The sequence below is a fragment of the Acinetobacter sp. 5862 genome (genome assembly GCF_024494585.1).
In the GTDB taxonomy this organism is placed as follows: Bacteria; Pseudomonadota; Gammaproteobacteria; order Pseudomonadales; family Moraxellaceae; genus Acinetobacter.
In genome coordinates this window covers 1-25,549 of sequence record NZ_JANHGP010000012.1, presented here as the reverse complement: position 1 = coordinate 25,549, position 25,549 = coordinate 1, and the positions used below count along the sequence as shown (strand labels likewise).

26 protein-coding genes, 2 tRNA genes and 2 pseudogenes are annotated in these 25,549 nt (G+C 40.4%); 20 read left to right on the top strand and 10 right to left on the bottom strand.

Going from position 1 to position 25,549, the window contains the following annotated elements:
* The first annotated feature begins 101 nt into the window (after positions 1-101).
* The gene (locus NO346_RS01425; protein ID WP_256413974.1) at positions 102-872 is read left to right on the top strand and encodes a hypothetical protein; all 771 of its coding nucleotides are present in this window, start codon (positions 102-104) and stop codon (positions 870-872) included.
* A 92-nt stretch (positions 873-964) separates the two neighbouring features.
* Here the strand turns inward: NO346_RS01425 and hisF are convergent, their stop codons facing one another.
* Positions 965-1,723: an imidazole glycerol phosphate synthase subunit HisF gene (gene hisF / locus NO346_RS01420; RefSeq protein WP_004659983.1), complete on the bottom strand. Its 759-nt coding sequence runs from the start codon at positions 1,721-1,723 to the stop codon at positions 965-967.
* Positions 1,724-1,824: 101 nt separating this feature from the next.
* On the opposite strand from hisF, the gene NO346_RS01415 reads away from it, so the two are divergent.
* The 3 genes from NO346_RS01415 to NO346_RS01405 are packed head-to-tail and all read left to right on the top strand — an operon-like array spanning position 1,825 to position 3,827.
* Positions 1,825-2,781, top strand: a complete 957-nt coding sequence (locus tag NO346_RS01415; RefSeq protein WP_256413973.1) for a homoserine kinase — start codon at positions 1,825-1,827, stop codon at positions 2,779-2,781.
* A gap of 4 nt (positions 2,782-2,785) precedes the next feature.
* Positions 2,786-3,403 (top strand): DUF1294 domain-containing protein, encoded by a 618-nt coding sequence (locus NO346_RS01410; protein WP_256413972.1) that lies wholly within the window; start codon positions 2,786-2,788, stop codon positions 3,401-3,403.
* A 31-nt stretch (positions 3,404-3,434) separates the two neighbouring features.
* Entirely contained in the window at positions 3,435-3,827 is a 393-nt protein-coding gene (locus NO346_RS01405) for a hypothetical protein (protein ID WP_256413971.1), read from the top strand.
* Between the two features lie 83 nt (positions 3,828-3,910).
* On the opposite strand, the gene NO346_RS01400 is transcribed toward NO346_RS01405, so the two are convergent.
* Positions 3,911-4,798 (bottom strand): DMT family transporter, encoded by an 888-nt coding sequence (locus NO346_RS01400; RefSeq protein ID WP_256413970.1) that lies wholly within the window; start codon positions 4,796-4,798, stop codon positions 3,911-3,913.
* Between the two features lie 102 nt (positions 4,799-4,900).
* On the opposite strand from NO346_RS01400, the gene NO346_RS01395 reads away from it, so the two are divergent.
* Positions 4,901-5,452 carry an XRE family transcriptional regulator gene (locus NO346_RS01395; protein WP_249570943.1) on the top strand — a complete coding sequence of 184 codons (552 nt, stop codon included), beginning with the start codon at positions 4,901-4,903 and terminating at the stop codon, positions 5,450-5,452.
* A 43-nt stretch (positions 5,453-5,495) separates the two neighbouring features.
* Here NO346_RS01395 and hisA read toward each other — a convergent pair whose 3' ends face one another.
* From hisA to hisB, 4 genes and pseudogenes are all read right to left on the bottom strand, one after another.
* Positions 5,496-6,227 (bottom strand): 1-(5-phosphoribosyl)-5-[(5-phosphoribosylamino)methylideneamino]imidazole-4-carboxamide isomerase, encoded by a 732-nt coding sequence (gene hisA / locus NO346_RS01390; RefSeq protein ID WP_256413969.1) that lies wholly within the window; start codon positions 6,225-6,227, stop codon positions 5,496-5,498.
* A gap of 66 nt (positions 6,228-6,293) precedes the next feature.
* Positions 6,294-6,523 (bottom strand): annotated as a pseudogene (locus NO346_RS01385) (3'-5' exonuclease domain-containing protein 2); the annotation flags it as partial.
* A gap of 153 nt (positions 6,524-6,676) precedes the next feature.
* On the bottom strand, positions 6,677-7,294 hold the full coding sequence (gene hisH / locus NO346_RS01380) for an imidazole glycerol phosphate synthase subunit HisH (RefSeq protein ID WP_005156686.1): 618 nt from the start codon (positions 7,292-7,294) through the stop codon (positions 6,677-6,679).
* Positions 7,294-7,887, bottom strand: a complete 594-nt coding sequence (gene hisB, locus NO346_RS01375; RefSeq protein ID WP_000194096.1) for an imidazoleglycerol-phosphate dehydratase HisB — start codon at positions 7,885-7,887, stop codon at positions 7,294-7,296. Before hisB ends, hisH begins: the two co-directional genes overlap by 1 nt.
* 104 nt (positions 7,888-7,991) lie before the next feature.
* Here hisB and NO346_RS01370 point away from each other — a divergent pair, with 104 nt between their 5' ends.
* From NO346_RS01370 to ssb, 12 genes are all read left to right on the top strand, one after another.
* Positions 7,992-8,369, top strand: a complete 378-nt coding sequence (locus NO346_RS01370) for a GNAT family N-acetyltransferase (protein WP_005156683.1) — start codon at positions 7,992-7,994, stop codon at positions 8,367-8,369.
* 109 nt (positions 8,370-8,478) lie between these two features.
* Positions 8,479-8,554: transfer RNA gene (locus NO346_RS01365), tRNA-Phe, on the top strand.
* A 138-nt stretch (positions 8,555-8,692) separates the two neighbouring features.
* Positions 8,693-8,768, top strand: a tRNA-Phe gene (locus NO346_RS01360).
* Between the two features lie 227 nt (positions 8,769-8,995).
* On the top strand, positions 8,996-10,210 hold the full coding sequence (locus NO346_RS01355) for an integrase arm-type DNA-binding domain-containing protein (protein WP_256413968.1): 1,215 nt from the start codon (positions 8,996-8,998) through the stop codon (positions 10,208-10,210).
* Between the two features lie 158 nt (positions 10,211-10,368).
* Positions 10,369-11,193: a hypothetical protein gene (locus NO346_RS01350; protein ID WP_256413967.1), complete on the top strand. Its 825-nt coding sequence runs from the start codon at positions 10,369-10,371 to the stop codon at positions 11,191-11,193.
* 168 nt (positions 11,194-11,361) lie between these two features.
* Positions 11,362-11,655 (top strand): AlpA family transcriptional regulator, encoded by a 294-nt coding sequence (locus NO346_RS01345; protein WP_256413966.1) that lies wholly within the window; start codon positions 11,362-11,364, stop codon positions 11,653-11,655.
* A 2-nt stretch (positions 11,656-11,657) separates the two neighbouring features.
* A complete protein-coding gene (locus tag NO346_RS01340) occupies positions 11,658-11,867 on the top strand; it encodes a helix-turn-helix domain-containing protein (RefSeq protein WP_208728066.1) in 210 nt (69 codons plus the stop codon).
* The gene (locus NO346_RS01335) at positions 11,864-12,061 is read left to right on the top strand and encodes a hypothetical protein (RefSeq protein WP_256413965.1); all 198 of its coding nucleotides are present in this window, start codon (positions 11,864-11,866) and stop codon (positions 12,059-12,061) included. The genes NO346_RS01340 and NO346_RS01335 overlap by 4 nt, the downstream gene beginning before the upstream one ends.
* 2 nt (positions 12,062-12,063) lie before the next feature.
* Positions 12,064-12,447, top strand: a complete 384-nt coding sequence (locus NO346_RS01330; protein ID WP_256413964.1) for a hypothetical protein — start codon at positions 12,064-12,066, stop codon at positions 12,445-12,447.
* Positions 12,440-12,742, top strand: a complete 303-nt coding sequence (locus NO346_RS01325; RefSeq protein WP_256413963.1) for a hypothetical protein — start codon at positions 12,440-12,442, stop codon at positions 12,740-12,742. Before NO346_RS01330 ends, NO346_RS01325 begins: the two co-directional genes overlap by 8 nt.
* Positions 12,739-14,835, top strand: coding sequence for a DUF3987 domain-containing protein (locus NO346_RS01320; protein WP_256413962.1), 2,097 nt, complete (start codon positions 12,739-12,741; stop codon positions 14,833-14,835). The genes NO346_RS01325 and NO346_RS01320 overlap by 4 nt, the downstream gene beginning before the upstream one ends.
* 240 nt (positions 14,836-15,075) lie before the next feature.
* Positions 15,076-15,402, top strand: a complete 327-nt coding sequence (gene ssb / locus NO346_RS01315) for a single-stranded DNA-binding protein (RefSeq protein ID WP_371924478.1) — start codon at positions 15,076-15,078, stop codon at positions 15,400-15,402.
* Between the two features lie 802 nt (positions 15,403-16,204).
* Here the strand turns inward: ssb and NO346_RS01310 are convergent.
* Positions 16,205-16,441, bottom strand: coding sequence for a hypothetical protein (locus NO346_RS01310; protein WP_256413961.1), 237 nt, complete (start codon positions 16,439-16,441; stop codon positions 16,205-16,207).
* Between the two features lie 583 nt (positions 16,442-17,024).
* Here NO346_RS01310 and NO346_RS01305 point away from each other — a divergent pair.
* Positions 17,025-18,284 (top strand): OmpP1/FadL family transporter, encoded by a 1,260-nt coding sequence (locus tag NO346_RS01305; protein WP_256413960.1) that lies wholly within the window; start codon positions 17,025-17,027, stop codon positions 18,282-18,284.
* Positions 18,285-18,344: 60 nt separating this feature from the next.
* Here NO346_RS01305 and NO346_RS01300 read toward each other — a convergent pair whose 3' ends face one another.
* The 3 genes from NO346_RS01300 to ompR form a co-directional block, all read right to left on the bottom strand.
* The gene (locus NO346_RS01300) at positions 18,345-19,859 is read right to left on the bottom strand and encodes an acetyl-CoA hydrolase/transferase family protein (protein WP_046739932.1); all 1,515 of its coding nucleotides are present in this window, start codon (positions 19,857-19,859) and stop codon (positions 18,345-18,347) included.
* 147 nt (positions 19,860-20,006) lie between these two features.
* Complete coding sequence (locus tag NO346_RS01295; protein ID WP_256413959.1) at positions 20,007-21,470, bottom strand: ATP-binding protein; 1,464 nt, start codon at positions 21,468-21,470, stop codon at positions 20,007-20,009.
* 17 nt (positions 21,471-21,487) lie between these two features.
* Entirely contained in the window at positions 21,488-22,252 is a 765-nt protein-coding gene (ompR, locus tag NO346_RS01290) for a two-component system response regulator OmpR (RefSeq protein WP_004657337.1), read from the bottom strand.
* Between the two features lie 339 nt (positions 22,253-22,591).
* Here ompR and NO346_RS01285 point away from each other — a divergent pair, with 339 nt between their 5' ends.
* Together NO346_RS01285 and NO346_RS01280 are read left to right on the top strand one after the other, a co-directional pair.
* Positions 22,592-24,949 carry a Tex family protein gene (locus NO346_RS01285; RefSeq protein ID WP_256413958.1) on the top strand — a complete coding sequence of 786 codons (2,358 nt, stop codon included), beginning with the start codon at positions 22,592-22,594 and terminating at the stop codon, positions 24,947-24,949.
* Between the two features lie 128 nt (positions 24,950-25,077).
* A pseudogene (locus tag NO346_RS01280) lies at positions 25,078-25,476 on the top strand (AzlC family ABC transporter permease); the annotation flags it as partial.
* Positions 25,477-25,549 lie beyond the last annotated feature (73 nt).

The window sequence follows — 25,549 nt, the reverse complement described above, 5'->3', positions numbered from 1 at the left end:
TCAAATGGGTGTATGCAATACGCCTATATGAATTTATATAGTTGACTTTGTAGGGATTTATTGCATAAACCCGCATCGTAATTAAATAGGGGAAATAGATTATGGGTTTACTTGATTTCGCAAGCAGTGCATGGAATACAGTAACAGATTTCTTTAGTAGCAGTTCATCAAGTGGTGGCGGTGGACGAGATTATGGTGGTTCATATTCCTCATCTAGCAGTTCAACCGTGACCAATTACGACCCAGATAAGGTTGAAGTGGCTAAACTGGAAAATGAACGAGTTCATTTGGTCAAAGAAGCACAACAGGAATTGATGCAGCTCAATGCACAACTTGAAGTGGCAATGATTGAAGCACGTTGTCGGGGATTTCAAGCCATGCAGGGTGCAATGATGAATATGCTTAAGGAAGTCAATATATTGGCTGAAGAACGTCTTATCTTGCTAGAAAATGGCAGCCGTGAACAGGTGCAGAAAGTGGAAGCCATGTATGCTGATCTTGCCAAAGACATTGAAAATGATCAATTTATGTTTGAAAAAGTACCACAATTACTGGATATGGCAAATAAATTTCCAGAAGATTCAGCCAGCCATAAAATGTTTATGCAAGGCATTGATCGGGAAATGGCAACCCATTTTGATTTTAAAACTGAACAACTGAAAAAATTGAATGAACGCCGTCAGACTGTACTGGATTCGGTGGTTGAGAGTAAAAAACAGATGCAGGCTCATATCGATTTAGTTGTTACTAAACGTATTGAACAGATTGAGCAAGTCATGCAACACAATGCACAACTCGAATTTAAAGGGACAGCTTTACAATTGGATGTTGCTCAGTCCAAGACTGCACAAATTGAACATAAACCGAATTAGAAAGTAACGACAGGACTAAGCGGAAATATTGTATTTAGAAAGAGAAACAGCTTGAGCGTAGAAATACGCTCAAAGCAATGTGCTAGAAGGCTTTAGAGACGCATTTCAATCCCTTGCTCAGCCAAATATTGCTTAGCTTCAGGAATCGTGTGTTGACCAAAATGGAAAATTGAAGCAGCCAGTACCGCATCTGCACCACCTTTCAAAATTCCGTCAGCCAAATGTTGTAAATTACCTACGCCACCTGATGCGATGGTCGGAATATTGACACGATCATTGATCTGACGCATCAAGGCAATGTCATAACCCGCTTTGGTTCCATCGGCATCCATACTGGTAATCAGCAATTCGCCCGCACCGAAGTCAGCCATTTTCACAGCCCATTCAATCGCATCAATTCCTGTTGGCTTACGACCACCGTGGGTAAAGATTTCCCACTTATTTTCGCCAGTTTTTTTCGCATCAATTGCGACCACAATACATTGTGCGCCAAAACGTTGAGAAGCTTCTTGAACAAACTCAGGTGTAAATACCGCTGCCGAGTTGATACTGACTTTATCAGCACCCGCATTTAGTAATAGGCGAATATCTTCAACTTTACGGACACCACCACCAACAGTTAAAGGTACAAACACGCTTTCAGCCATACGTTCTACCGTACGGTAAGTCGTATCGCGTCCATGATGGGTAGCAGTAATATCTAAAAATGTAATTTCATCGGCGCCTTGTTCGTTATAACGACGTGCGACTTCAACAGGGTCACCTGCGTCACGAATATCAAGGAATTGAACGCCTTTGACGACTCGACCATTATCAACATCTAAGCAAGGGATAATACGTTTTGCGAGCATAAAATTTTCCAAAAAATCGCCAATAAAGAAAGGGGTGCTACACCTTCATGGAGGGAACAGGTATTCTATCAAACTTCACAGCTATTTTTTGCAGGTTTTCCATGTCGGTTTATACCCCGTTGAGTTTAGAAGAAGTTCAAGCATTCGCTGAGCCTTATGGTTTAGCAGTAATTGACCTGATTCCAATCCAAGGCGGTATTCAAAACACCAATTATTTTTTGGTGGATCAATCAAAACAACACTATGTTTTAACGGTTTTTGAAGAATTAGATGCTGAGGGGGCAGGTGAACTGGTACCTGTACTGGATTGTTTGGGTAAGGCAGGCGTACCTGTGGCGGTGCCCTTAAAATACAATGGGCAGGCGATTCATAGCATTGCAGATAAACCTGCTCAAATTGCACCTCGTTTGATGGGTGAACATCCTGAACAAGCCAGTATTAAACAAGTACAGGCGATTGCTCAAGCGCAGGCAAAATTGCATTTGGCTTTGCAGGGCTTTCCTTTGGAACGTGATTTTAATCGCAATCATCAATACTGGTCTGAAGTAGCAAACCAATTACGTCCTCAATTGATTCAAGCAGATCAACAACTTTTAAATCAGGTCTTTCACTTATTTACAGTGATTACGCAAGCATATCCAAACAGACCAATAGGCTTTATTCATTCTGATTTATTTCGGGATAATACCTTGTTTCAGGGAGATCAATTACAAGGTATTCTTGATTTTTATGAACTCAATCAAGATGAATGGCTATTTGATATTGCGATTAGTATCAATGACTTCTGTACAGCTTATCCCCAAGCCCATTTGGATATAGAAAAAGCTGAGGCATTCTTAGGTGCTTATCAAAGCATTCGTCCACTGACACAAGATGAATTGGCTTGTCTGGATATTTTCCTAGCAATGGCTGCTTGTCGTTTTTGGTGTATGCGTTTACAGGTCGCACAGAAAAATGCAGCAGAAGGGCGGACAGGTGAAGATATTTCACAAAAAGACCCTATGGAAATGCGCATGATGTTACAAAACCGTTTACAACAAGTTTTAGGTTTAGGGTAGGAATATGCGAGATCAAGGGCGTTTAGTTGAATGGTTCGATGATAAAGGCTATGGCTTTATTCAACCGAATGATGCACATAAAGATCGTGTTTTTATCCATATCAAAGACTTTGCTCGCACAGGGCCGCGTCCAATTGTGGGGTGTGCCTTGGAATATGTGGTCATTTTGGATGAGCGCGGTCGTTATCGCGCTCAGCAAGCAACTTATTTAAAAGCATCACAAGTAATTGAACATCGCAGCAAACCTGCTCAGCCGACATCTGCCAAGCGTTGGTCAGCGATGCAGATTGGTATTGTGATTTATATTGTATTTATGCTGATTGCAAGCTTTAGTAAATTGCTGCCGCCGTATACTTTGCTGTTTGTTAGCTTGATGAATGTCGTTAGTTATTGGTTGTATGCGCAAGACAAAGAAGCAGCACAATTGGGAAATCGCCGTGTTCCAGAGCAGACTTTGCATATCGTGGACTCTTTGGGTGGTTGGTGTGGAGGGTGGTTTGCTCAGCAAAAACTGAGACATAAAACACAAAAACAACCGTTTCGTAAGATTTATTTCTGTACCATAATCTTTCATATATTGTTGATATGTTGGTTAATTTCTCCACTCAATGTGTTTTATTGATTGGGAGGGGAGTTTTTTGAGATAAATAAAAATGAATTATTCCGTTGATCAAGATCCAAACCGTACCTTAACTTTGGTTCTCTATGTCCTTTATATCATTGCGATTTTTAGTGCTGGTTTATTGGCGATTATTGCTTTGATTATTAACTATGTAAAACGTAGTGATGTGCAAGGTTCAATTTTTGAGAGTCATTTTACTTGGCAAATTCGTACCTTTTGGTGGTATCTGGCCTGGAATATCATTGCATTTATCCCATTTTTCTTTCTGTTTTTTACAGGCGATAATGCCAATGCTTTTGCAGGTGTCGCACTCTCAAGTACTATATTTTGTGGGTTCGTGATTTTTGCTGGATGGGTGTGGATTGTATATCGAGCAATTCGAGGTTTAATTGCATTAAATGATAATAAGCCAATGTATCAGTAAATTTGATCAACCATGATTATTGAGTATGTGCATTCGTGTATGTTAATCAAAAAGAAAGAGTCATCAGCAGCATAGAGCGCTTTTTAGTGCTCTTTTTGTTTGGGCTTGTTCCATTTTAACTCACTGACCAACACCCCCAGAACCACCATTAAACCTCCCAGCAATGCCAGTAAAGGCAGTCGCTCGCCTGCGATTCTTCCAAACACACCTGCCCAAACAGGCTCACCTGCATAAATAATTGCAGCGCGGGTTGGATCGACCATTCGTTGTGCCCAATTCATCACAAACTGAATCAGTGCACTGGCTAAACCCAAACTAATCACTAGAATGCTTAATTGCCATGAAAAACTAGGAATATTATGTTCGCCAACCAATGGCATACTGGCAAATGATAAGAATGATGCAACAGCCAATTGAATAACGGTGACTCGTCTTAAATTAACTTTTCCTGCGAAATAACCAATCAAAATAATCTCAAGTGCAATCACAAAGGCACAAATTAAGGTCAGTGTTTGTCCATAGCTTAGACTGATATTGGAGATACCATTGCCAGTTAAAAGAACTAGTCCAATAAAAGCGAGTGCTGTCCCTAACCATGTCATGAGAGAAGGTCTTTTTTGGAAAATAACCCACATTAAAATTGGGACGAGAGGTACATACAGTGCGGTTAGAAAAGCAGATTCACTACTTAAAATCGTTTGTAATGCAATGGTTTGGGTGCCATAACCAATCGCAATCACGGTACCAATCGCCGTTCCTGCTAAAACCTCTTTTAGATTTAATCCACGCATTGATTTCATTGAGATTAAAAAAATCGCCAAGGCTGCGATAGCAAAACGACAGCCCACAAAAAACATAGGGCTACTAAAATTCAGGGCGTATTGCACCGCTAGAAATGTTCCACCCCAAATCATGGTAATGAAAATAAGTGCAAATTGAGCTGCTTTGGGAGATTGAGATAAAGTTGTCACAATAACAAACCTAATATGAGAGTGCAATATATTGCACATATTGTATTATTTTATAGTTTTGTGCAATATATTGCACTTAAATTAATTTGATTACGAATGTAAATGAGCCAAGCTGACACTGTTCTGCAATATGTAGGAAAAAATATTCGTTATTTCCGCGATCAATCACAACTCAGCCAACAAGAATTAGCAGATCGGGCAGGTGTGAGTCGGCGGACTATTGCTGCCTTGGAAACAGGACAAGTAAATATTAGTTTAGCTAAGTTAGATGCGATTGCTGCTGTTTTGGCTGTCGATTTTAAAAGACTTGTGAGTAATCCTGAGCTTAGTGAAAACGCAATTGTGAATGCGCTTGCATGGCAAGGAAAAGCTCAAGACAGCCATGCTACTCTTTTGGCTGCTGTACCAACACATACCCAAACTGAGTTGTGGAATTGGTCACTTGCGGTAGGAGAGGAATATTGTGCTGATGCAGATCCAATCGGCTGGAGAGAACTCATTTATGTTTTAGAAGGTGAGTTAAGCCTTGAGTTTGAAAATGAAACTCGTGTGATTTGCGCAGGTCAGTCAATGCTTTTTGAAAGTGATGTGAGCTATCGTTATATTAATCGTGGTACAAGCGTATTAAAATTTATTCGTAATGTGTTGTATTAAATAAAAAAGAAGCTACCGAAAAGATAGCTTCTTTTGTACTGAATTAAAGACGATTATCATCCAACAAGAGCTGTGCTTCACGAAGGTTTAATGTGCCTTCATAAATTGCGCGACCTGTAATTGCACCTAAAATACCTTGCTGACCTTTTAAGTTGCGAACATCATCCAGATTGGTCACACCACCTGAAGCGATCACAGGTAAGCCAGAGTATTGTGCTAAATGAACCGTTTGCTCAACGTTAACACCTTGCATCATGCCATCACGTGCGATATCGGTATACACAATACTTGAAACACCAGCATCTGCAAAACGTTTTGCAAGATCAGTTGCCTTCACGTCAGTTACATTTGCCCAGCCATCTGTCGCAACCATACCATTGATGGCATCAATACCAACAATGATATGGCCTGCAAAGCGTTTGCATGCCTCTTCAACAAATTCAGGCTCTTTTACTGCTTTTGTGCCAATGATGATGAAAGATACGCCTGCTTCCAAATAGTGCTCAATGGTTTCAAGTGAGCGAATACCACCACCAATTTGAATTGGAAGTTCTGGTTGTGCACGTGCAATCGCTTCCACCACAGGTTTATGAATTGGCGTACCTGCGAAAGCACCATTTAAATCAACTAAATGTAAACGACGTGCGCCTTCATCAACCCAATGTTGTGCAGTTGCGACAGGATCATCAGAGAAAACGGTATCGTCTTCCATGCGCCCTTGTTTTAAACGAACACATTTACCATCTTTCAGGTCAATTGCAGGGATGATTAGCATGCTTTCGCTCCTAGCGTCATCATAAAGTTTAAATTGGCTACATATTAACAAAGTATTGATCAATCGCTAAGCCTTGTCTGCTGAACCTTGAAGTATTCTTACTATTTGTTGTTGAATTTGAGGAGGTAGTAACTGCTGATGATATAGGTATTGGTATATCAACAATGCGGCATAAGCATCAGCGGCAGCATAATTGATTTGTTGAGGACTTAGATGCTTGACCGCCCAGTTTGAGGTGCTTATTTTTTACTTTTGACAAAATAACGCTGAAAAAGCAGGGCCACCGCCGTTTTTAAAAGAGTTGTTTGTTGCTGCATTTCCATTTTATGAAACTCAAAACTTTTGGTTGAGCTTAAACAGTTTTATGGAAATGAAAAAGCCAAGTGAGAAAACTTGGCTTTTTCATTATGGAAAATCGTTATTCAGCGTATTGCTGCTGTTTGATTGGATTAAATCTTCCATTCCACAAAGTTTTTTAACAACTGCAAACCAGCAATATGACTTTTCTCAGGATGGAATTGGGTCGCGAATAAATTGTCTTTGTGAATCGCCGTACAGAAATTCACGCCATAATCACAAGTTGCTGCCGTGATCGCTGGATCTTTTGGTTCTACATAGTAACTATGCACAAAGTAGAAACGTGCATCCTGTTCAATGTTATTCCACATCGGATGACTTGGATCAAGTTGATGCACTTGATTCCACCCCATGTGAGGTACTTTCAAGTTTGGAATTTCTGGAAAGTGTTTAACAACACCGTCAAAAATACCTAAAGCATCGACACCGCCATTTTCTTCTGAACTTTGCAGTAGTGCTTGCATGCCGACACAGATGGCTAATACAGGTTTGTTAAACGCAGCTTGACGTACCACCTCATCGATTCCTGCTTCATGCATGCCTTGCATACAATCACGCATAGCACCTACACCAGGAAATACAATTTTATCTGCTTTAGCAATCAGTTTTGGATCATTGGTCACATCGACAGTTGCACCCACATGCTCTAAAGCTTTTGCTGCAGAGTGTAAATTACCCATACCATAATCAAGTAAAGCAATACGTGTCATTACAAGCTACCTTTGGTCGAAGCAATGGTATTTTCTGCACGTGGATCAATTTCACATGCCATACGCAATGCGCGAGCCAATGCCTTAAACACACTTTCAATCTGGTGGTGGCTGTTTTTTCCTTTCAGGTTGTCAATATGCAGGGTCATTAACGCATGGTTGACAAAACCTTGGAAAAACTCAGAGAACAAATCGACATCAAATGTGCCGATACGAGCGCGAGTGAATGGAATATCCATAAATAAACCCGGACGACCAGATAGATCAACAACAACGCGAGAAAGTGCTTCATCAAGTGGTGCATAAAAATGCCCATAACGACGTAAGCCTTTTTTATCACCTAAAGCTTGTGCAAATGCTTGCCCCAAGGTGATTCCACAATCTTCAACAGTATGGTGATCATCAATTTCTAAGTCACCATCGCAATGAATATCGATATCAAATAAACCATGACGCTTGATTTGATCAATCATATGGTCTAAAAATGGAACTCCAGTGTTGAGTGTGCCTTGACCCGTACCATCGAGATTGAGACGAACTCGAATTTTGGTTTCGTTGGTGTTTCTTACCACTTCACTGATACGTTGCGTCATGGACACGTTCCTCAAAAAACGTCAAAAATGATAGAATTAAAAACCGATAGTTTCGCTGTGACGAAAAAGTGACAGCATCATAGTTTGCTCAGGAGGGTTTATCAATGCCTATTACCGTACATGCTTACAGTACACTAGATAATCTAGGAATTCGTACTCAGCTCGAGCGACTCTACGATACCAGCCCAGAGTTTGGTGATGGGCAAGATGCAATGGAGCAACTTGCGCAAAATCTACAGCAATATACCACAGTTTATACCGCTGAATTTAACACCAAAATTATAGGTGCAATTTGGGCAACAGGACAAGGTGAAAGCCGTGTTTTAGAATATATTGTCGTACATCCATCCAATCGTGGACGTGGGGTTGCAGAGCGTTTGGTTGAAGAAGTGTGCCGTATAGAAGAGGAACAAGGTGTAAAGCATTTTGAACCAGGTTGTGGGGCAATTCATCGTTGTTTATCGCATTTGGGCAAAATCTAGAATTAAAGTCTAATTGGTTTGCGATTTGCAGTAAAATTAGACGTTTGATAAGAAAATCCACAAATTTGCTTGACGCACGTGTGTAAACATTGTTTAATACGCCCACTTTGGCGCGATAGCTCAGTCGGTAGAGCAACGGATTGAAAATCCGTGTGTCCCCAGTTCGATCCTGGGTCCCGCCACCATAAATTGTATTTTCAATCCCCGATCCCATCGGGGATTTTTTTTACCCAAAATTGATTGCGTGAAAAATGGGCAATCAAATCAAAAGCTCAGGATAATTATTGACTATTGAGCTGAGATACGGCTTAATACACCCCATTGGCGCGATAGCTCAGTCGGTAGAGCAACGGATTGAAAATCCGTGTGTCCCCAGTTCGATCCTGGGTCCCGCCACCAAATTGATAAGAATAGACACTACTAGACATTACCAAAGGCTTAAATCATAAAGGTTTAAGCCTTTTTTTATACCCCTAGCCACTACCATCCACCCCCCTTAATCACCTATACTTTGTTGGTATTTTTGTTGGTATAAAGCAATACCAACAATTTCATACCAACAAATGCCCTAATTTCATACCAACAGTCCGCTAGATTTTATACCAACAAATAAGGGGGAAAGCCTTATGTTGACTGATGCACAGCTAAGACGAATTAAAGCCAATCCCAATAAAAAAACGCCTGATAAATACAGCGATACCAACGGGCTACAACTGCATGTTTTTCCGACTGGTCGCAAGACTTGGATATATGCCTACCGATACCAAAACAAGCAGCGTTCACTTACTTTGGGAAGCTATCCTGATCTATCGTTAGCAGATGCAAGAATTAAGCTATCAGAGGCAAAGAAAACGCTAAATGAGGGCATAGACCCTAACCAAGCTAAAAAGAGCAACCTAACCCAGTTAAACGGCGAGCATAGCTTTGAATATGTGGCAATGGAGTGGTATAGGAAAAAAGTAGAGACATGGGCAGCAAGCACCAGTGTAAAAACCAAAGCACGTTTAGAGGCGGATATATTTCCGTTTATCGGCGCAATGGATATTGCCAGTATTAAATCACCTGATCTATTGAGCGTGATTAAACGTATTGAGGGACGCTCACCTGATACAGCCAAACGAGCATTACAGGAATGTGGCCAGATATTTAGGTACGGCATGGCATTAGGTAAAAATGAAAACGACCCAAGCCAAGCATTACACGGTTTATTACTCCCCGTAAAAACAAGGAACTTTGCAGCGATTACAGACCCAAGCAAAGTAGGCGAATTTTTAAGGGCAATAGATAGCATTCCCAATACAACACTTGTTGTAAAAAGTGCATTTAAATTAGCACCTTTGTTCTTTGTGAGAATTGGCGAATTAAGAAAAGCCAAATGGAGTGAAATAGACTTTGATAAACAAGAGTGGCGTTACTTCATTACCAAAACCAAGCAAGATCATATTGTACCTTTGTCAAAACAGGCAATCGAGATTTTAAAAGAACTGCAATGCTTAACAGGTCAGCATGAACATATATTTGTTGGCTACCGAAACAATAAAATCCCTATGAGTGACGGCGCAATCAATGCAGCAATACGCCGTTTAGGTTATGACACACAGGAAGAAATCACAGGGCATGGTTTTAGGGCAATGGCTAGAACCATTCTTAATGAAGAAATGGGCATCCCTGTAAGCGTTATTGAGCATCAATTGGCTCACAAGGTCGCTGATAACTTGGGTACAGCCTACAACCGTACTAAGTTTATAGCGCAGCGTAAAAAGATGATGCAGCAATGGGCGGACTATCTCGATAGTCTAAAACAGAATCTCATTCCATTCCCTAAGCATAAGACCGCATAACATATAGACGACAAATAACGCCGTGCTAATACTTTCCACACCTAGCCACTACCTAAGCGGTTTAATATACTGGGCGAGCTAGGTCTAGGAGGCATCCGAAAGCATATACCCAATATGTTGACCTAGTGACCTTTTGGGGAATGCTGTGGGAGGCATGTATGGGGTTATTTGAAGAAATAGACCAGAATCAAAACAAATTTATAAATATTAGCACGGCAGTTGAATTGCTTGCCCTCCATGAGGGGAGTGTCTATAAAGCGGTAATGGTTTTGCTACATTATAAAATTGATGAAAATATATGTTGTTATAGACAATCAGAATACTTGGATTTTATTGATATTGATAACGACAAAAAAGAAATTTATAGCACATACGAAATTTTAAAAGATATTAAGTCTGAGTCTGATTTAAATGGGGGTATTACTTCTCAAGAAAAATCTTTATCCCATCAACTGAAAGAAAAAATTAAAAATTATTATTGGGAACTTTCCGCAATTAACAATTTAGGCTTTTGGGGAGTTGTTACTAAAAAAACATCCATAAAACCTATTGAAAAAGTTGGAATCCCAACCATCCAACAACCTGAACCAAACATTGAAAGTCTAAATGCTGAAATTGCACGGCTTAGGAATCTTTTAGCAGATCAAACAACAGAAATTCAGGATTTAAAATCTAAAATTCAGGAACTGGAGACACATCCAACTATTCAGGACGATAACCCTGACATTCTAGCGTTGATTCTTGATGAAACCCAAACAGATAGATATGCCCCTGACTTAGTCTATTCTATTAAGTTGTGGCTAGACGTGTATGTTAATAACCCGAAAGCCGATAGCCATAACAATAAAGCTAATACATGGATAAAAAATAATACGCCGTATAATGGAGAGCAAGACGATACACCAACACGGCGAATTAGAGAGATTGCTACACCATTTAGGGACTTACACCAATCAAGAAAAAGATTATTAGAAAATAAATAATATTCTAACTATATGATTTTATTGGTAGGTACTTATAGGGACGTAAATTTTACGTCCTTTCTTTTTGCGTTTAAGCCCCTTGTGGGCCGTATTATCTCACCTGTTTAGATGCATCTATCGCCCTTGCCACGAACTGACAGGGGAATTGTTTAATTGATAGGTGAATCTATGACAATAGCCATTCTACAAAACCCTGATGCTTTCCTACGTATCAAAGACCTTGCTAATTTCCCCGAACGCAAGGAACGCATCCAAACCCATAAAACAGGCAAGTGCAAAGGGCAAACCAAGCGCATCTCCGCACGTCCAGCATCTAGGGGCATTCTAGGCGTATCTGACAAGACGATATGGCAATGGGTGAAACAAGGTGAATTTCCTCAACCAATTAAATTAGGCAACGTCACAGTATGGCGTTTATCTGATGTGCAGGCATGGATGCAGGCGCAAGGACTGGAGGCATAACCATGAATCATCAAACTGTCATCCTAGACCACCTACAACAAGGCAAAACCATAAGCCAAGCCGAAGCCATAGAGCTGTGCGACTGCTACCGCCTTTCGGCTGTCATTGACCGATTAAGAAAGCAAGGTTTTGAAATCGTGACCCATAACGAAAAGAACCTGAACAGCAAAGGCACACACGCCCGATACGAATTAAAAGAGGTGGCAGCATGAGCGAAATTATAGATTTTAAATCTGCAACTCAAGCCGACAGCCAATCCATGACCGATGACGAATTGCGGTTAGCCAATATCTATGATGTTGCAGTCGGTTTAATTATTGATATTGAGGAGGGAAAAAACTTCTCAATGTCAGAAATCCAAGCACAAATGATTGAAGTCCTAGAAATCATACAAGAGGAGTTGTGAGCATGAAAATTATCTTTCTTGAGTTACTCAAAGGCTTACTTTTAGGCGTGTGTTTTGTTTTGTTTTGCTTAATTCTTGCAACGTGCAGTCGTTCCGCTTATGCTGTAGACCTCTCGAAAAATACAAGCGTCACCCCACAACGTCATTGTGGTTTTATTGTGCTTAATTTTTGCCTAGCCTCTCAAGCTGTGCAGAAAACAGGCGCAAGTGTTTCAGCTACACAAACAAGGCTGTACTCCCTCTATGAGGGGATGACACGACAAAATAAGCCTATGGTGAATATGTCGGGCGGTACTTGTATACCGAGAGTGAATCCCCTCACCCTAATTTCTCAGATTAGCGTGAATCTCAACTCAAAAATACAAGGAGGCAGTCATCATGCCTAATCAAAACAATTCTACAAATACACCTAAAAAATACGATGCTGGCGACATGCATGATATTCAATCATTAGCTGAATACGATATGAACTGGATGCACACTGCTATTGATCGTATTCGCCGTGACTTCATAGACCTAAGCAAAAAACTACAGAAACAAGGTGTACATCAAATCTATTTTGATGACTTGCGTACAGTTTTAGATATGTACTCATATCTTGCAGAAGAACGTCATGCCTATCATGAAAAAACAGCAAAACAATACGAACAAGAATGGAAAGGACAAGGGGGTGAGGTATGAATGCAAAACACCCCGATATTTTAAATAAACCAACGCCTATAGTGGTCAATATCGACCCAGTAACAGGGCATCGGGTAGAGTTTTTTCAGCTAGAAGATTTTGCGACAAATTGTATTGATGAGCGCAATCTCAAAGTTAAGCCTGAGAGCTATATTTGTTCTAAATTGCCTAGTTATAACTGTGAAAATTGCGAAGCCTACACGCTCATAAATCCAATCCAATTGAGCGAGGTTATAGGCTATGCAATCAAAGGTATCGCCAAAAAATACGACACAGAGCAGACACCACACAAAGAAATTGATTCTCAGAAAGTATCGTTTTTGATTGGTGAAGCTGGAGTATTTGCAAGCAGTTTAAATAAACCTCATTTATCGTATGTAGTCGGTACAAATGATATGGATTTATTTATTCAACTTGCTAAGGCAGGCAAAGCGGTTTTGCTGCATCAAAGTTTAGATGAAGCATACAAGATTTTAAACAGTGGTATGCCTGAAAATGTTTTTAGATTGATTGCAGGCAAGTCTGCACCTAAAGATAATTCAGATTTATTTGTTCAAGTTGATGACTCTTTTAGAGCGTTTACCTCTCAACAAATAGAAACGTTTTTTCTTGAGAAACGGAAGCAAATTATTGAATCTGGTGCATTCAATCAAGATGTAGATTCTCAACACTGGGGCGAGTTACTGCCACTACAACAAGCGGAATTAGTAGCAAACAACCCTTACCCTATTGATGCACTACCCTTATTGGCTAAAGAAGCAGTTTTGGCAATCTCCGAGTATGTGCAATCACCAATAGCTATGACTGCCCAGTGTGTGATTGGTGCAATGTCACATATTGCCCAAGCTAAAGTAAATGCACCTGATAGATTCAAGGCACACGGCGAGCCATGCAGCTTGTTTCTACTGACTGAGGGGCAAAGCGGAAGCCGTAAGAGTACAAGCAAAAATCTAGCAGATCGTGCGATTTTAGACTATGAGCGCAAGCAGTACGAAATATATCGAACCGAGTTAGAGCAATGGAAAAGCGGTCTAGCAGGATTACCAAAAAAAGACCGTGAAGCGTACTGTGCAGAGAATCCTCCACCGAGTGACCCAAGCACTCTATACAGTGACATTACCCTTGAATCTATTGCAGGATTGTTTATTGATGGAATCTTGAAAAATGCTTCAATCTCAAGTGATGAAGCAGGTCAATTTTTCGGTGGGCATACCATGAAAGCCGATACACGTAACCAAGCACTAGGCGGTTATACGAAATTGTTTGATGATGGATATGTGGAACGTACACGCTCAAAATCAAACCTCAATGGCAGTGGTCGGGCGCATGATGTTCGGGTGACGTTTAATTTACAAGGTCAGCATGAAGTTTTAGACAATGCCTTAAAAGACCCAGTGCTGAGAGGGCAAGGCTTTTTACCTAGATTCCTCTTAACTATTCCTGAAAACTTGGCAGGCACACGCCTACAAAATGCAGCATATCGCAACAAAAACGCCAACAAAGACCACAGGCTTATTGCTTATTGGACACGGTGCGAATCATTGCTTGATAGCTGCCCACAGGTACAGACAGAGCATGAATTGCATAATGGGCGGTATGTCATTCCTATGAATAATGAAGCCATAGCGATTGATACAGAGTTTTATAACGTCATCGAGTCGCTACAACGTGTAGGCAAGCGTTTTGAGTACCTACAAGCATTTGCGAGCCGTGCAAGCCAATTAGCACGCCGTTTAGCAACGGTATTTGCTTATTTTGAGGGATTGCAACAGATTGACGGCAAAACCCTACAAGGAGCTTGTGAGGTCGTTAAGCATTCATTAAATGAATGGGCAATGTATGCAGAAATTGAGATTAAAGCGGAAAGTGATGCCGAAAAGCTGATTAAGTGGATTGTCGGTAAATGTGTGCAGCAAAAAACAGACAGACTTACTTACTCATATATACAAACTTCATGCCCTAGACCAATGCAGAAAAACAAAAACCTTTTGGAAATGGTTATTCAGCAACTAGAGGACTCAAATCATATCAAGATCGAATCCATAGGGCGCACAAGGTACGTTGTAATTAATCCCTTATTACTGGAATCGTGACTAAATGACTAAATGAGCCTGAAAGCCTTACAGGGCAAGGCTTTTCACTTAGCAGTCACGTTTTGACTAAGTGACTAAGTGACTAAATGGATTTTTATCATTAATTTTTTCATTTAGTCATTTAGTCATAGCGGTTTTGGGTGACTGCTGAACGCAAAGCCTTATATATCAATAGTTACAGAGCAATTTAGTCATTTAGTCAGCTTTTTAGATAAATGAAATATATTTGAGAGTTGAACAATGCCAAACGTGAACAAAGTAATTTTAATGGGTGTGCTAGGTCGTGACCCTGAAACTAAGAATTTTCCCAACGGCGGTAGCATTACGACATTCAGTGTTGCAACTACCGAGTTCTGGAAAGACAAGACCACTGGAGAACGCAAAGAGGCCACAGAATGGCACAGAATCAGCACCAACGGACGTTTAGCCGAGATTGCGAGTAAGTATCTCAAGAAAGGCGGAAAGGTTTACATTGAGGGCAGCTTGAGAACAAGAAAATGGAAAGACCAAAGTGGCGCAGATCGTGAAGTAACCGAGATTCGGGCGGATGTTCTACAGTTGTTATGATGCTAGATAACTTGGCACGGATAGCTCCCTAAATATGGGGAGCTTTTTTATTGGCTGAATGGTCAAGATAATCATGCTTAAATGCAGTCGCAGCAAAGTTTACGCCGTTTTTAACGAATACCTATCTTGTATCACTACGTACAACAAAGCAGCCTTTTTATAGAGTGCAAGTGTTGATTGTTCTATCAATAATTTATTGTTTTTTAAGGTCAATCCAAAACTGGATAGGGCTAACCAGTGGGGGGAGTCATAACTTATGGATTAACCCAAAGCGGAGACCGCCACCATCCGCACGTATAAAAAAATTTCTGTTTTTGTTAAAAAGTTAAAATTAAGTTAAAGGTGCTTACTATTGCTTACAGCTACCGCGTTCAAATGTCATGTTTTGAGCTTAGGATTTCTTAGGATTTTTTAGCAACTACTACGGAAAACTCAGGTTCTAACAAGTCTGATAAGTTGGTACGCAAAGAACAAGTACGCAGTGAAGTTCGCACCCAAAACACTATTTTAAAAAAATGACACGGTTTTGAATAACAGGTTTTGACAGGTTATCAATGTCAAGTTTTGACAAGTCCGAGCAGCAATTGAGATGCAGTATTTTGCAGTAGTCCAAACCATAACAATTGATAACAAACATGCCGTAATCATGCCGTAATGAAAGTGGGGTTTTGTGGGGTTCAAAGCGTTTGAGCATCTCTGAATACTAGGTTTTATAAGGTTTTGTATTTTTAAAGCAGTCCGAAAAACTAACATTTACTAACAGCATGACAGCGTAAAATTGCGTTGGCTAAGTCCATGTTTTCTAAGGTAAACGCAAAATTGCGCTCAGTAATGAACTACGAACTTTCGTACAGTCACCAGTACCGATACCCAAAATATGGGCATCCCTTAACTTTCTCCAGTGCGTAAAGTTGAGTTTCGCAACAACTACGCGCGCGCACGCGAGGGATACAGGGAAATGTGGTTTTAAGGCTAAAAATCCCAATAGAATTACAGTGTGATTATTCGGGCGGTTTACTGCTACAAATAACCTGAACATAGGATTACCCCCACTGGGGGATATGCTCAAATTTGAGCGCATCTAAACAACCAAGCTACTTAATCAGCCACTTGGACGGCTAAGTTAATTTAGGATTACGTTATCGTTTCGGTAATCACCGAAACCCATGCAAGTGACTAGCTCAAAGATAGTTAGTGAGTATCTTTAAGCTACTCATAAAGGATAAGATTCTAAATCTGAGCCACCAGTAAGGTGAGTAGATCAAATATTTAGGTTTTGCGTTCCACCAAAAAGAGGAAGCGAAAAAATAATTTATTGCTCAAAAATAGGGGGTACTTTTGCGTATTGTTGGTATTTTTGTTGGTATAAATGAAATCGTAAAACATAAAAGCCTTGCTGCATAATGGTTACAGGCTTCAATTCGGTTGAGGGTCCCCCACCATATTCAAAAAGCCCTAAACTCAAGTTTAGGGCTTTTTTATGCATGAAGCAAAATGGGATATGTTTTGATCAAAAAATCTGTTTATGAATAAAAAGAATATGCTTCTCAAATTAACTTAGTTATCTGAATAAAAGAAAAACAATATACTTGTACATATATTATTTTTACTGAAGATAAGTTATGCAAAAGTTGCTTGGGTTTACACTTCCTACATTATTTTTATCCGCTTTATCGTCATCAGTATTCGCGACAACAGGTTATTTTATGCATGGCTATGGGGTAAAGGTGCAGGGAAACGCAGGAGCCTCCATAGCGGCATTTAACGATGCTTTAACGATTGCGAATAATCCTTCTGGATTGGCTTGGTTAGACAGTCGTGTCGATATTGGCGCGACTATATTTAACCCTAAGCGTTCTGCTGAAATTGAGGGGAATTTGGCAGGTGCCAATGGTCAATACAGTGGCAATGGTCGTGAATATTTTGTTCTACCTGAATTTGCGGTAAATAAGAAAGTAAATGATACGGTTGCTTTGGGTTTAGCGATTTATGGTAACGGCGGTATGAATACCTCCTACAAGAAAAATCCGTATGCAGCTTTTGGGAATACAGGTGAAGCAGGGGTGGATTTAGCGCAGATTTTTATTTCTCCATCTGTGGCTTGGCGTTATAGCGAAAACCAATCCATCGGTATTGCGACCAACATTCTTTATCAACGATTTGAAGCTAAAGGAATTTCAGGTTTTGCACCATTTTCTGTTGATGGGCAAAAACTGAGTAATAATGGTAAGGACTCTGCTACAGGCATAGGTGTTAAAGTCGGCTGGAGTGCCAAGCTAAATGATGTCGTAACTGTTGGTGCAAATTATTCTTCAAAAATTAAATCGGACAAATTTGATCAATATCGCGGTTTATTTGCTCAAGCAGGAGGTTTTGATGTACCAGAGAGCTACGGTGTAGGAGCCGCTTTTCAATTGACGCCTGCATTAACTGTATTAACCGATATAGCGCGTATTAATTATTCGGATGTAGATTCAGTTGGAAATCCTTTTAGTCTAGCTTCGGTGATGGCGGGTAATGGTTTTGGTTCAGAAAAAGGTCAGGGTTTTGGTTGGAAAGATATCAACATTTACAAGATTGGTGCGGCATATCAAGTTAATCCACAAGTGACGATAAGAGCTGGATATAGCCATAATGATCAGCCAATTCCCCAAGATCAAACGTTCTTGAATATTCTTGCACCTGGTGTAATTCAAGATCATCTCAGCGTGGGGGCGACGTGGAATATTGATCGTGCGCAGGAGCTTAGTGTTGCATATACCTATGGTTTGAAAGAAACCGTAAAAGGAAGTCAATCTATTCCTTTGAACTTTGGCGGTGGTGAAGCTAACCTTGAAATGGATCAGCATATTTTAGGTGTTTCATATGGTCTGAAATTCTGATCAAAACGAAAAAGGCTGAATCAAATAGATTCAGCCTTTTTCAAGATGTGCAGCAAAAAATTAAGCAGTTTTTGCTAATTTTTCGTTTGCTAACATATGACCTGTTTCTTCGAAGTTCGCATGCCATGACAGTGCTTCACGAAGAATATGAGGTGTATGGCCACCGCGCTCGCAGGCACGATCAAAATAGTCATTTAAGGCAGCTTGATAAAGTGGGTGTACGCAGTTGTCAATAATCACACGTGCGCGCTCACGAGGTGCTAAGCCACGTAAATCTGCTAAACCAACTTCAGTTACCAGAATGTCAACATCATGCTCATTATGATCAACGTGGCTTACCATTGGTACGATTGATGAAATATCACCACCTTTTGCGATTGACTTGGTAACAAAGATTGCAAGGTGAGCATTACGTGCAAAATCACCTGAACCGCCGATACCATTCATCATTTTTGTACCGCAAACATGCGTAGAATTCACGTTGCCGTAAATATCGAACTCGAGTGCTGTATTAATCCCAATAATCCCCAAACGACGTACGATTTCAGGGTGGTTAGAAATTTCTTGTGGGCGTAATACTAATTTATCTTTGTAGTGTTCAAGATTGCCAAATACGCGCTCACCACATTGTGCAGATAGCGTAATTGAGCTACCAGAAGCAAATTTCATTTTGCCAGCATCAATCAATTCAAAAGTACAGTCTTGTAATACTTCAGAATACATGACCAAATCTTCAAAGTTAGAATCTTTAAGACCAGTCAAAACTGCATTTGCAATTGAACCAATACCTGCCTGTAAAGGACCTAGATTTTTCGCTAAACGACCTGCAGCAACTTCTTTTTCAAAGAAAGCGATGAGGTGATTTGCAATCCCTTGAGTTTCATCGTCAGGCGCAGTCACAGTTGAAGGTGAGTCGGCCGTATTATTAAAAACGATGCCTACGATTTTTGCTGGGTCAATTTGGATTGCAGTTGAACCAATACGATCATCGACTTGAGTTAATGGAAGTGGAGTACGTGTTGGACGATATGTTGGAATATAAATATCGTGTAAACCCTCAAAGTTTTCGCTCAATGAGGTATTAATTTCAACGATCACTTTTTCAGCAAAAATTGCGAAACTTGCAGAGTTGCCTACAGAGGTTGTCGGTACGATATGACCATCTTCTGTAATCGCAACCGCTTCAATCACAGCAATATCTGGACGTTTAAGCTGTTGATTACGCATTTGCTCAACAGTTTCAGACAAATGTTGGTCGATAAACATTACTTCACCATTATTAATGGCACGACGTAAAGTATTATCAACTTGGAATGGCATACGACGAGCAAGTACACCTGCTTCCGTCAATTGCTTGTCTAAGTCATTCCCTAGGCTTGCACCTGTAATTAATGTGATTTTTAACGGATTTTTTTTAGCTTGTTCGACCAATGCTTGTGGCACAGCTTTCGCTTCTCCAGCACGAGTAAAACCACTCATACCAACCGTCATATCATTTTTAATAAAGCGAGCAGCCTGTTCAGCGCTCATCACTTTGTCATGTAGGGTAGCAAGGCGAATACGACTTAAAGACATGATCCATTCTCAATATACTTCTTAGTTAGATATGGATTTTAGCGTTAAAACTTGAAAAGGGAATTGGACTACGGCTAAGGTCTAATATGTGAAATGCGTGATACTTTTTCAGAGATAAAAAGAGTTATTTTTCCAGTATGAATTGTTCTAAAAATGTTCAGTTATGCTCTGTTTAATTTTATCAATTGCATTCGTTTGAGATTCTTCAAGATTTTCATGGTTGAGTGGAAGTGAAATCACCACTTCTAAACCACCTTGCTCGCGATTGCGAATGCTAATTTGTCCCTGATGAATGTCAACAATACGTTTTACAATGGCTAAGCCGAGGCCACTTCCTTGAATCGTGCGTGCTGAATTACCACGAACAAAGGGTTGCATGAGTTCTTCAACTTGATCTGGTGGAATACCTTCACCATGATCAGCGACGCTAATCAGAATATGATCATCAACATGGCTTGCCGATAATTCAATTGGTTCTGCGCCATAACGTTTGGCGTTGTTGACTAAATTTGCAATCAAACGTTTTAAAGATAGGCTTCGGGCAGGAATGATAGGTAACTCTTGTGCTTCAAAACGAATATCTAAGGGCTTAAATTGTACAGCGACTTCTTGAAGCAATGTATTGATATTGGTTTGTGATAGTTCTTCATCAGATCCATCTCGCATATACGAAATAAATTGATTCAGGATCGCATCCATATCATCCACATCATAAATTAGACCTTCGCGGAAAAACTCATCTGGGAGCATTTCTGCGGTCAGGCGAATACGCGTCAGAGGCGTACGCAAATCATGTGAAATCCCTGCTAGCATGATTTGTCGATCGCGTTCAGTTTGCTCAAGCGTATATACCATATGGTTGAATGCTTGGTTTACTTGACGTATTTCGAGTGGCCCATGATTGGTATCAAGATAAGGTGCTTTACCAGTTTTACTATAATTGTTGGCAGCATTCTGTAATCGACGTAATGGTCGATTCATTTGTCGGACTAAAATTAAAATAATAATTGAAGAAATAATTGGAACGCCAAATAGCCATGCTGCAATCAGTTCCACGCTGTAGTTAGTATACGTTTTTAGTGGTTCACGCACCCAGTTGCCATGCATTTCAGGCGTTTGAATCCAAATACGTGGTATTGGTTTGAATTTAAAATATACAGTAACGTTATCAGCGTTATCGACTCCCAGCTCTTTCGCAAGTTTGGTTTCGATTTGGTTGGTAAATAACTCGGCTAAGAATTTATCTTCAATTTTTGGAAATTGTTTGGGGTCAGTGATGTATTCAATACCAATACGGTTTTTAAGCCATGTATCAATATCAACTTCTGTATCACGATGTAAAATACGGATATCTGGATTATTGACTAATTCAAGCTCAATGGCGAGATAACGCGCATGTTGTTGTAATTCTGGTAAATATAAAGTTCGCCAAAAGAACCACAAGGACATAAACAAGCTAAAAACGACCGTGAACAATACCAAGATCGTGGTACGCATGGCCGCAGAACGTGGTTTAATTTTATCTAAAAAACGTTCCCATTTTGTTCGCGGTCTTTCTGAATAAGTCGCGAAATCTGTAAATGCTTGTGGATCAATTGGTTCAAGTTTCAATGAAGAATTTCCTAAGCTTACTCTGCACCATCTGGAACAAATACGTAACCTACACCCCAAACCGTTTGAATATAACGGGCACGCGCAGGATTATCTTCGATTAAACGACGTAAACGAGAGACTTGGACATCAATCGAGCGCTCCATAGCACCCCATTCACGACCACGTGCCAAATTCATCAATTTATCACGAGTTAAAGGTTCGCGAGGGTGCTGAACCAAAGCTTTTAATACTGCAAATTCACCTGTCGTTAACGTGACCACCTGACCTTCACGCGTTAAAGTGCGTGTAGAAAGGTCGAGCGACCATGGACCAAAACTCACCACTTCCACTTGTTGGCTTGGTGCACCTGGTACTTCACGGACTTGGCGGCGTAATACTGCACGGATACGAGCCAACAATTCATTTGGGTTGAATGGTTTTGGTAAATAATCATCTGCACCCGCTTCAAGACCTGCAATACGGTCAGAATCGCTACCACGTGCAGTGAGCATAATAATCGGTGTGTCGATATTAGATTGACGTAAACGACGGCAAATACTTAAACCATCTTCTACTGGGAGCATAAAATCGAGCACGATCAGCGAGAACAATTCACGTTGTAGTAAACGATCCATTTGGGTTGCATCATGGGCAGTTTTTACCACAAAGCCTTTATCTTCCAAAAAGCGTTGTAATAGGGTACGCAGACGCACATCATCATCGACCACTAAGATGCGTTCGACCCGGTCTGTCTCATGGTGTACAGTTTCCGTCGATTCGGCAGGTACAACTAAACTCATGATGTGCTCCTTTATCGTTTATTGTCATCGTCTTTATGCAATGCGATTGTGAAATATCAATAGACCTTTGAGTATACGATTCATTGCACAGTTTTGGCTATGTTATAAAGCAACAAATATTGCCAATAAAATCAAGAGATAGATACCAAATGTATACAGGTAAAATTATGACAATCGATCTATTTTTCAGTATTTAGGCGAAAAATTCTTAGTATTTTATAAGTATTTATCAATTAGCATAATCTACTCTAAAAATATTCAAAAAAACAATAGTGGATTTTATAGTCACGGACTTTATAATCAGTGCTTTTAGACTTAACCCTTGTGGAATCAATCACGATGACTGACTTAGTTCAGCAGTTGGCAAATGAACTTGCCGTACGTCCAAACCAAGTAGAAGCTGCTATTCGTTTAATTGATGAAGGCGCTAGCGTTCCTTTTATTGCACGTTACCGTAAAGAAGTCACGCAGGGCTTAGACGATACGCAATTACGCCAACTCGACACACGTTTAACTTATCTACGTGATTTATACGAGCGTCGTGAAAAGGTGATTCAATCTTTACAAGAACAAGATAAATTAAGTGATGATTTATTGGCGCGTGTGAATGCAGCAGAAACTAAAAATGCATTAGAAGAAATTTATGCACCGTACCGTCCAAAACGTACCAGTAAATCATTTAAGGCAAAAGAAGCGGGTCTAGGTCCAATAGCTGAAAAAATTATTGCTGATCAAGTTGATCCGACTGAGGCATTGGCAGGTTTTAGTCATGAAGATTATCCAGATGTCGAAAGCCAACTTGATGCAATTCAGCATATCTTGATTGATGACTGGGCACAAAATATTGGATTAACCACTGAATTAAAACAAATTTTCTCTAAAACAGCAGTTCTTAAGAGCGCAGTTGCTTCTGAAGAGAAAAAAGAAGTCGGTAAAAAATTCCGTGATTATTTTGAGTTTTCTGAAAACCTAAATAAATTACCTTCGCATCGTTTATTGGCGATGTTACGTGGTCGTCAAGAAAATGTATTGGGTTTAAAAGTAGACGGCGAAGATGATACGCCGTTAGCTCGTATTGAAACTGAATATAATCTTGAACAAATTCAGCCTCAAAGCCGTCAAGATTATTTAAAACAAACTGCAAAATTATTTTGGCTTGGTAAGATTCGTCCGCAAATCGAACATTCGTTATTGACTGATAAGCGCTTAGCTGCTGAAGCTGAAGCAATGGATGTGTTTGCTGAAAATTTACGTCATTTACTCCTTTCTGCACCTGCAGGTGGTCGTACCACTTTAGGTGTTGATCCTGGTATCCGTACAGGCGTAAAGCTTGCGGTTGTGAGTGATGCAGGCGACGTTCTCGCACATAGCACGATTTACCCGTTTGCACCGAAAGAAGATAAACAAGGTTCAATTGCTGAGTTAGCTCGTTTATGCCGAGAGTTCCACGTGGAACTTATTGCAATTGGTAATGGTACAGCGAGTCGTGAAACCGAAGCCGTTGTTGCTGAGATGATGGCTGCCAATGCTGATTTAAAACTCACACGTATTACGGTCAGTGAAGCAGGTGCATCGGTTTATTCGGCAAGTGAACTTGCTTCTCAAGAATTACCAGAGCTTGATGTTTCAATTCGTGGTGCAGTGTCAATTGCGCGCCGTTTACAAGATCCATTGGCTGAACTTGTGAAGATTGATCCGAAATCCATTGGTGTGGGTCAATATCAGCATGATGTGAATCAAACTGGTCTGGCAAAAACACTGGATGCTGTGGTTGAAGACTGTGTGAATGCGGTGGGTGTGGATGTGAATACCGCATCTCCAGCGATCTTGGCATATATTGCAGGTTTAAATAAATCGATTGCACAGCAAATCGTTGAATATCGTAAAGAACATGGTCGTTTCGATAACCGTCAAGCCTTGAAAAAAGTGCCACGTTTAGGTGAGCGTACTTTTGAACAATCAGCAGGCTTCTTACGTGTTCAAAATGGTTCTGAGCCATTGGATGCATCAGCGGTTCACCCAGAAAGTTATGGCGTGGTTGAAAAGATTGTTGCAGCAAAAGCCACAACAGTAAAAGACATTATTGGTAATACTGAAATTATTCGCCAAGTCAAAGCAGATGAGTTTGTTGATGACAAGTTTGGTTTGCCAACGATTCAAGATATTTTAGCTGAACTTGAAAAGCCTGCTCGTGATCCACGTCCAGAGTTTCGTACTGCCAAGTTCCGTGAAGATATTACTGAAGTTGCTCAACTCACTGAAGGCATGCAGCTTGAAGGTGTAGTGACCAATGTGACCAACTTTGGCGCGTTCGTAGATGTGGGTGTACATCAAGATGGTTTAGTGCATATCTCTGAACTTGCAAATGAATTTGTTTCTGATCCACATAAAGTGGTGAAACCAGGTCAAATTGTGCAAGTACGTGTGATGCAAGTTGATGTGGAACGTAATCGTGTGAACTTAAGTATGCGTGCAGAAGGTTCTGCACCTGCTAAAGCGCCACGCCAACAACAGCGCCCACAGCAAGAACGAACTGAACGTTCAGAGCGTAAGCCCCAAGGTCAACGTCCGCCACGTAAAGAAGGTGACTTTAAGCGTCCACAAAATAACAAGCCAAAAACTGAAAAACCGCAAGAGCAAAAAATTGGTGGTTTAGGTGCTTTGTTATTACAAGCAGGGATTAAAGGTTCTAAATAACCTAATTTAATCTACTTACAAAACCTTCCTTCGGGGAGGTTTTTTACATTCAAAATAGATGATTTTTCCGCTTTTTATGTTGAACTTTATTATAATTCCTCAGTTCCCAACGCAAACTTGTTGTTCTTATGTCCCCAGATTCTACTGAAAATCTTTCTTCCCCCCAGCATGCTTTTTTACAAGGAGTGATCAAAATACTGCCGCTATGTTTCGCGGTATTGCCGTGGGGCTTGCTGGCAGGCTCAATGGCGATTCAGGCTGGCCTGACCACTGGGCAAGCCATAGGAATGTCTGCATTGGTTTTTGCTGGTGCAGCGCAGTTGATGACACTGGGTTTAGTTATGGCGGGTACACCTGCACTCACCATTATCATTTCAGTATTTTTGATTACCACACAGCATTATTTGTATGCTCTATATTTTCGTGAAGAAATTGCCAGACTGCCATTAAAACAGCGTTTGTTATTTGGTTTTTTGCTGACTGATGAATTGTTTGCTGTTGGTATTCATAAGCGTGAATATTATATAGGACTTACGCATTGACAGATTCAAAAAAGTATTAAAATGCTTTATAAAGTATCTGTGATCAGACGAATTAAAC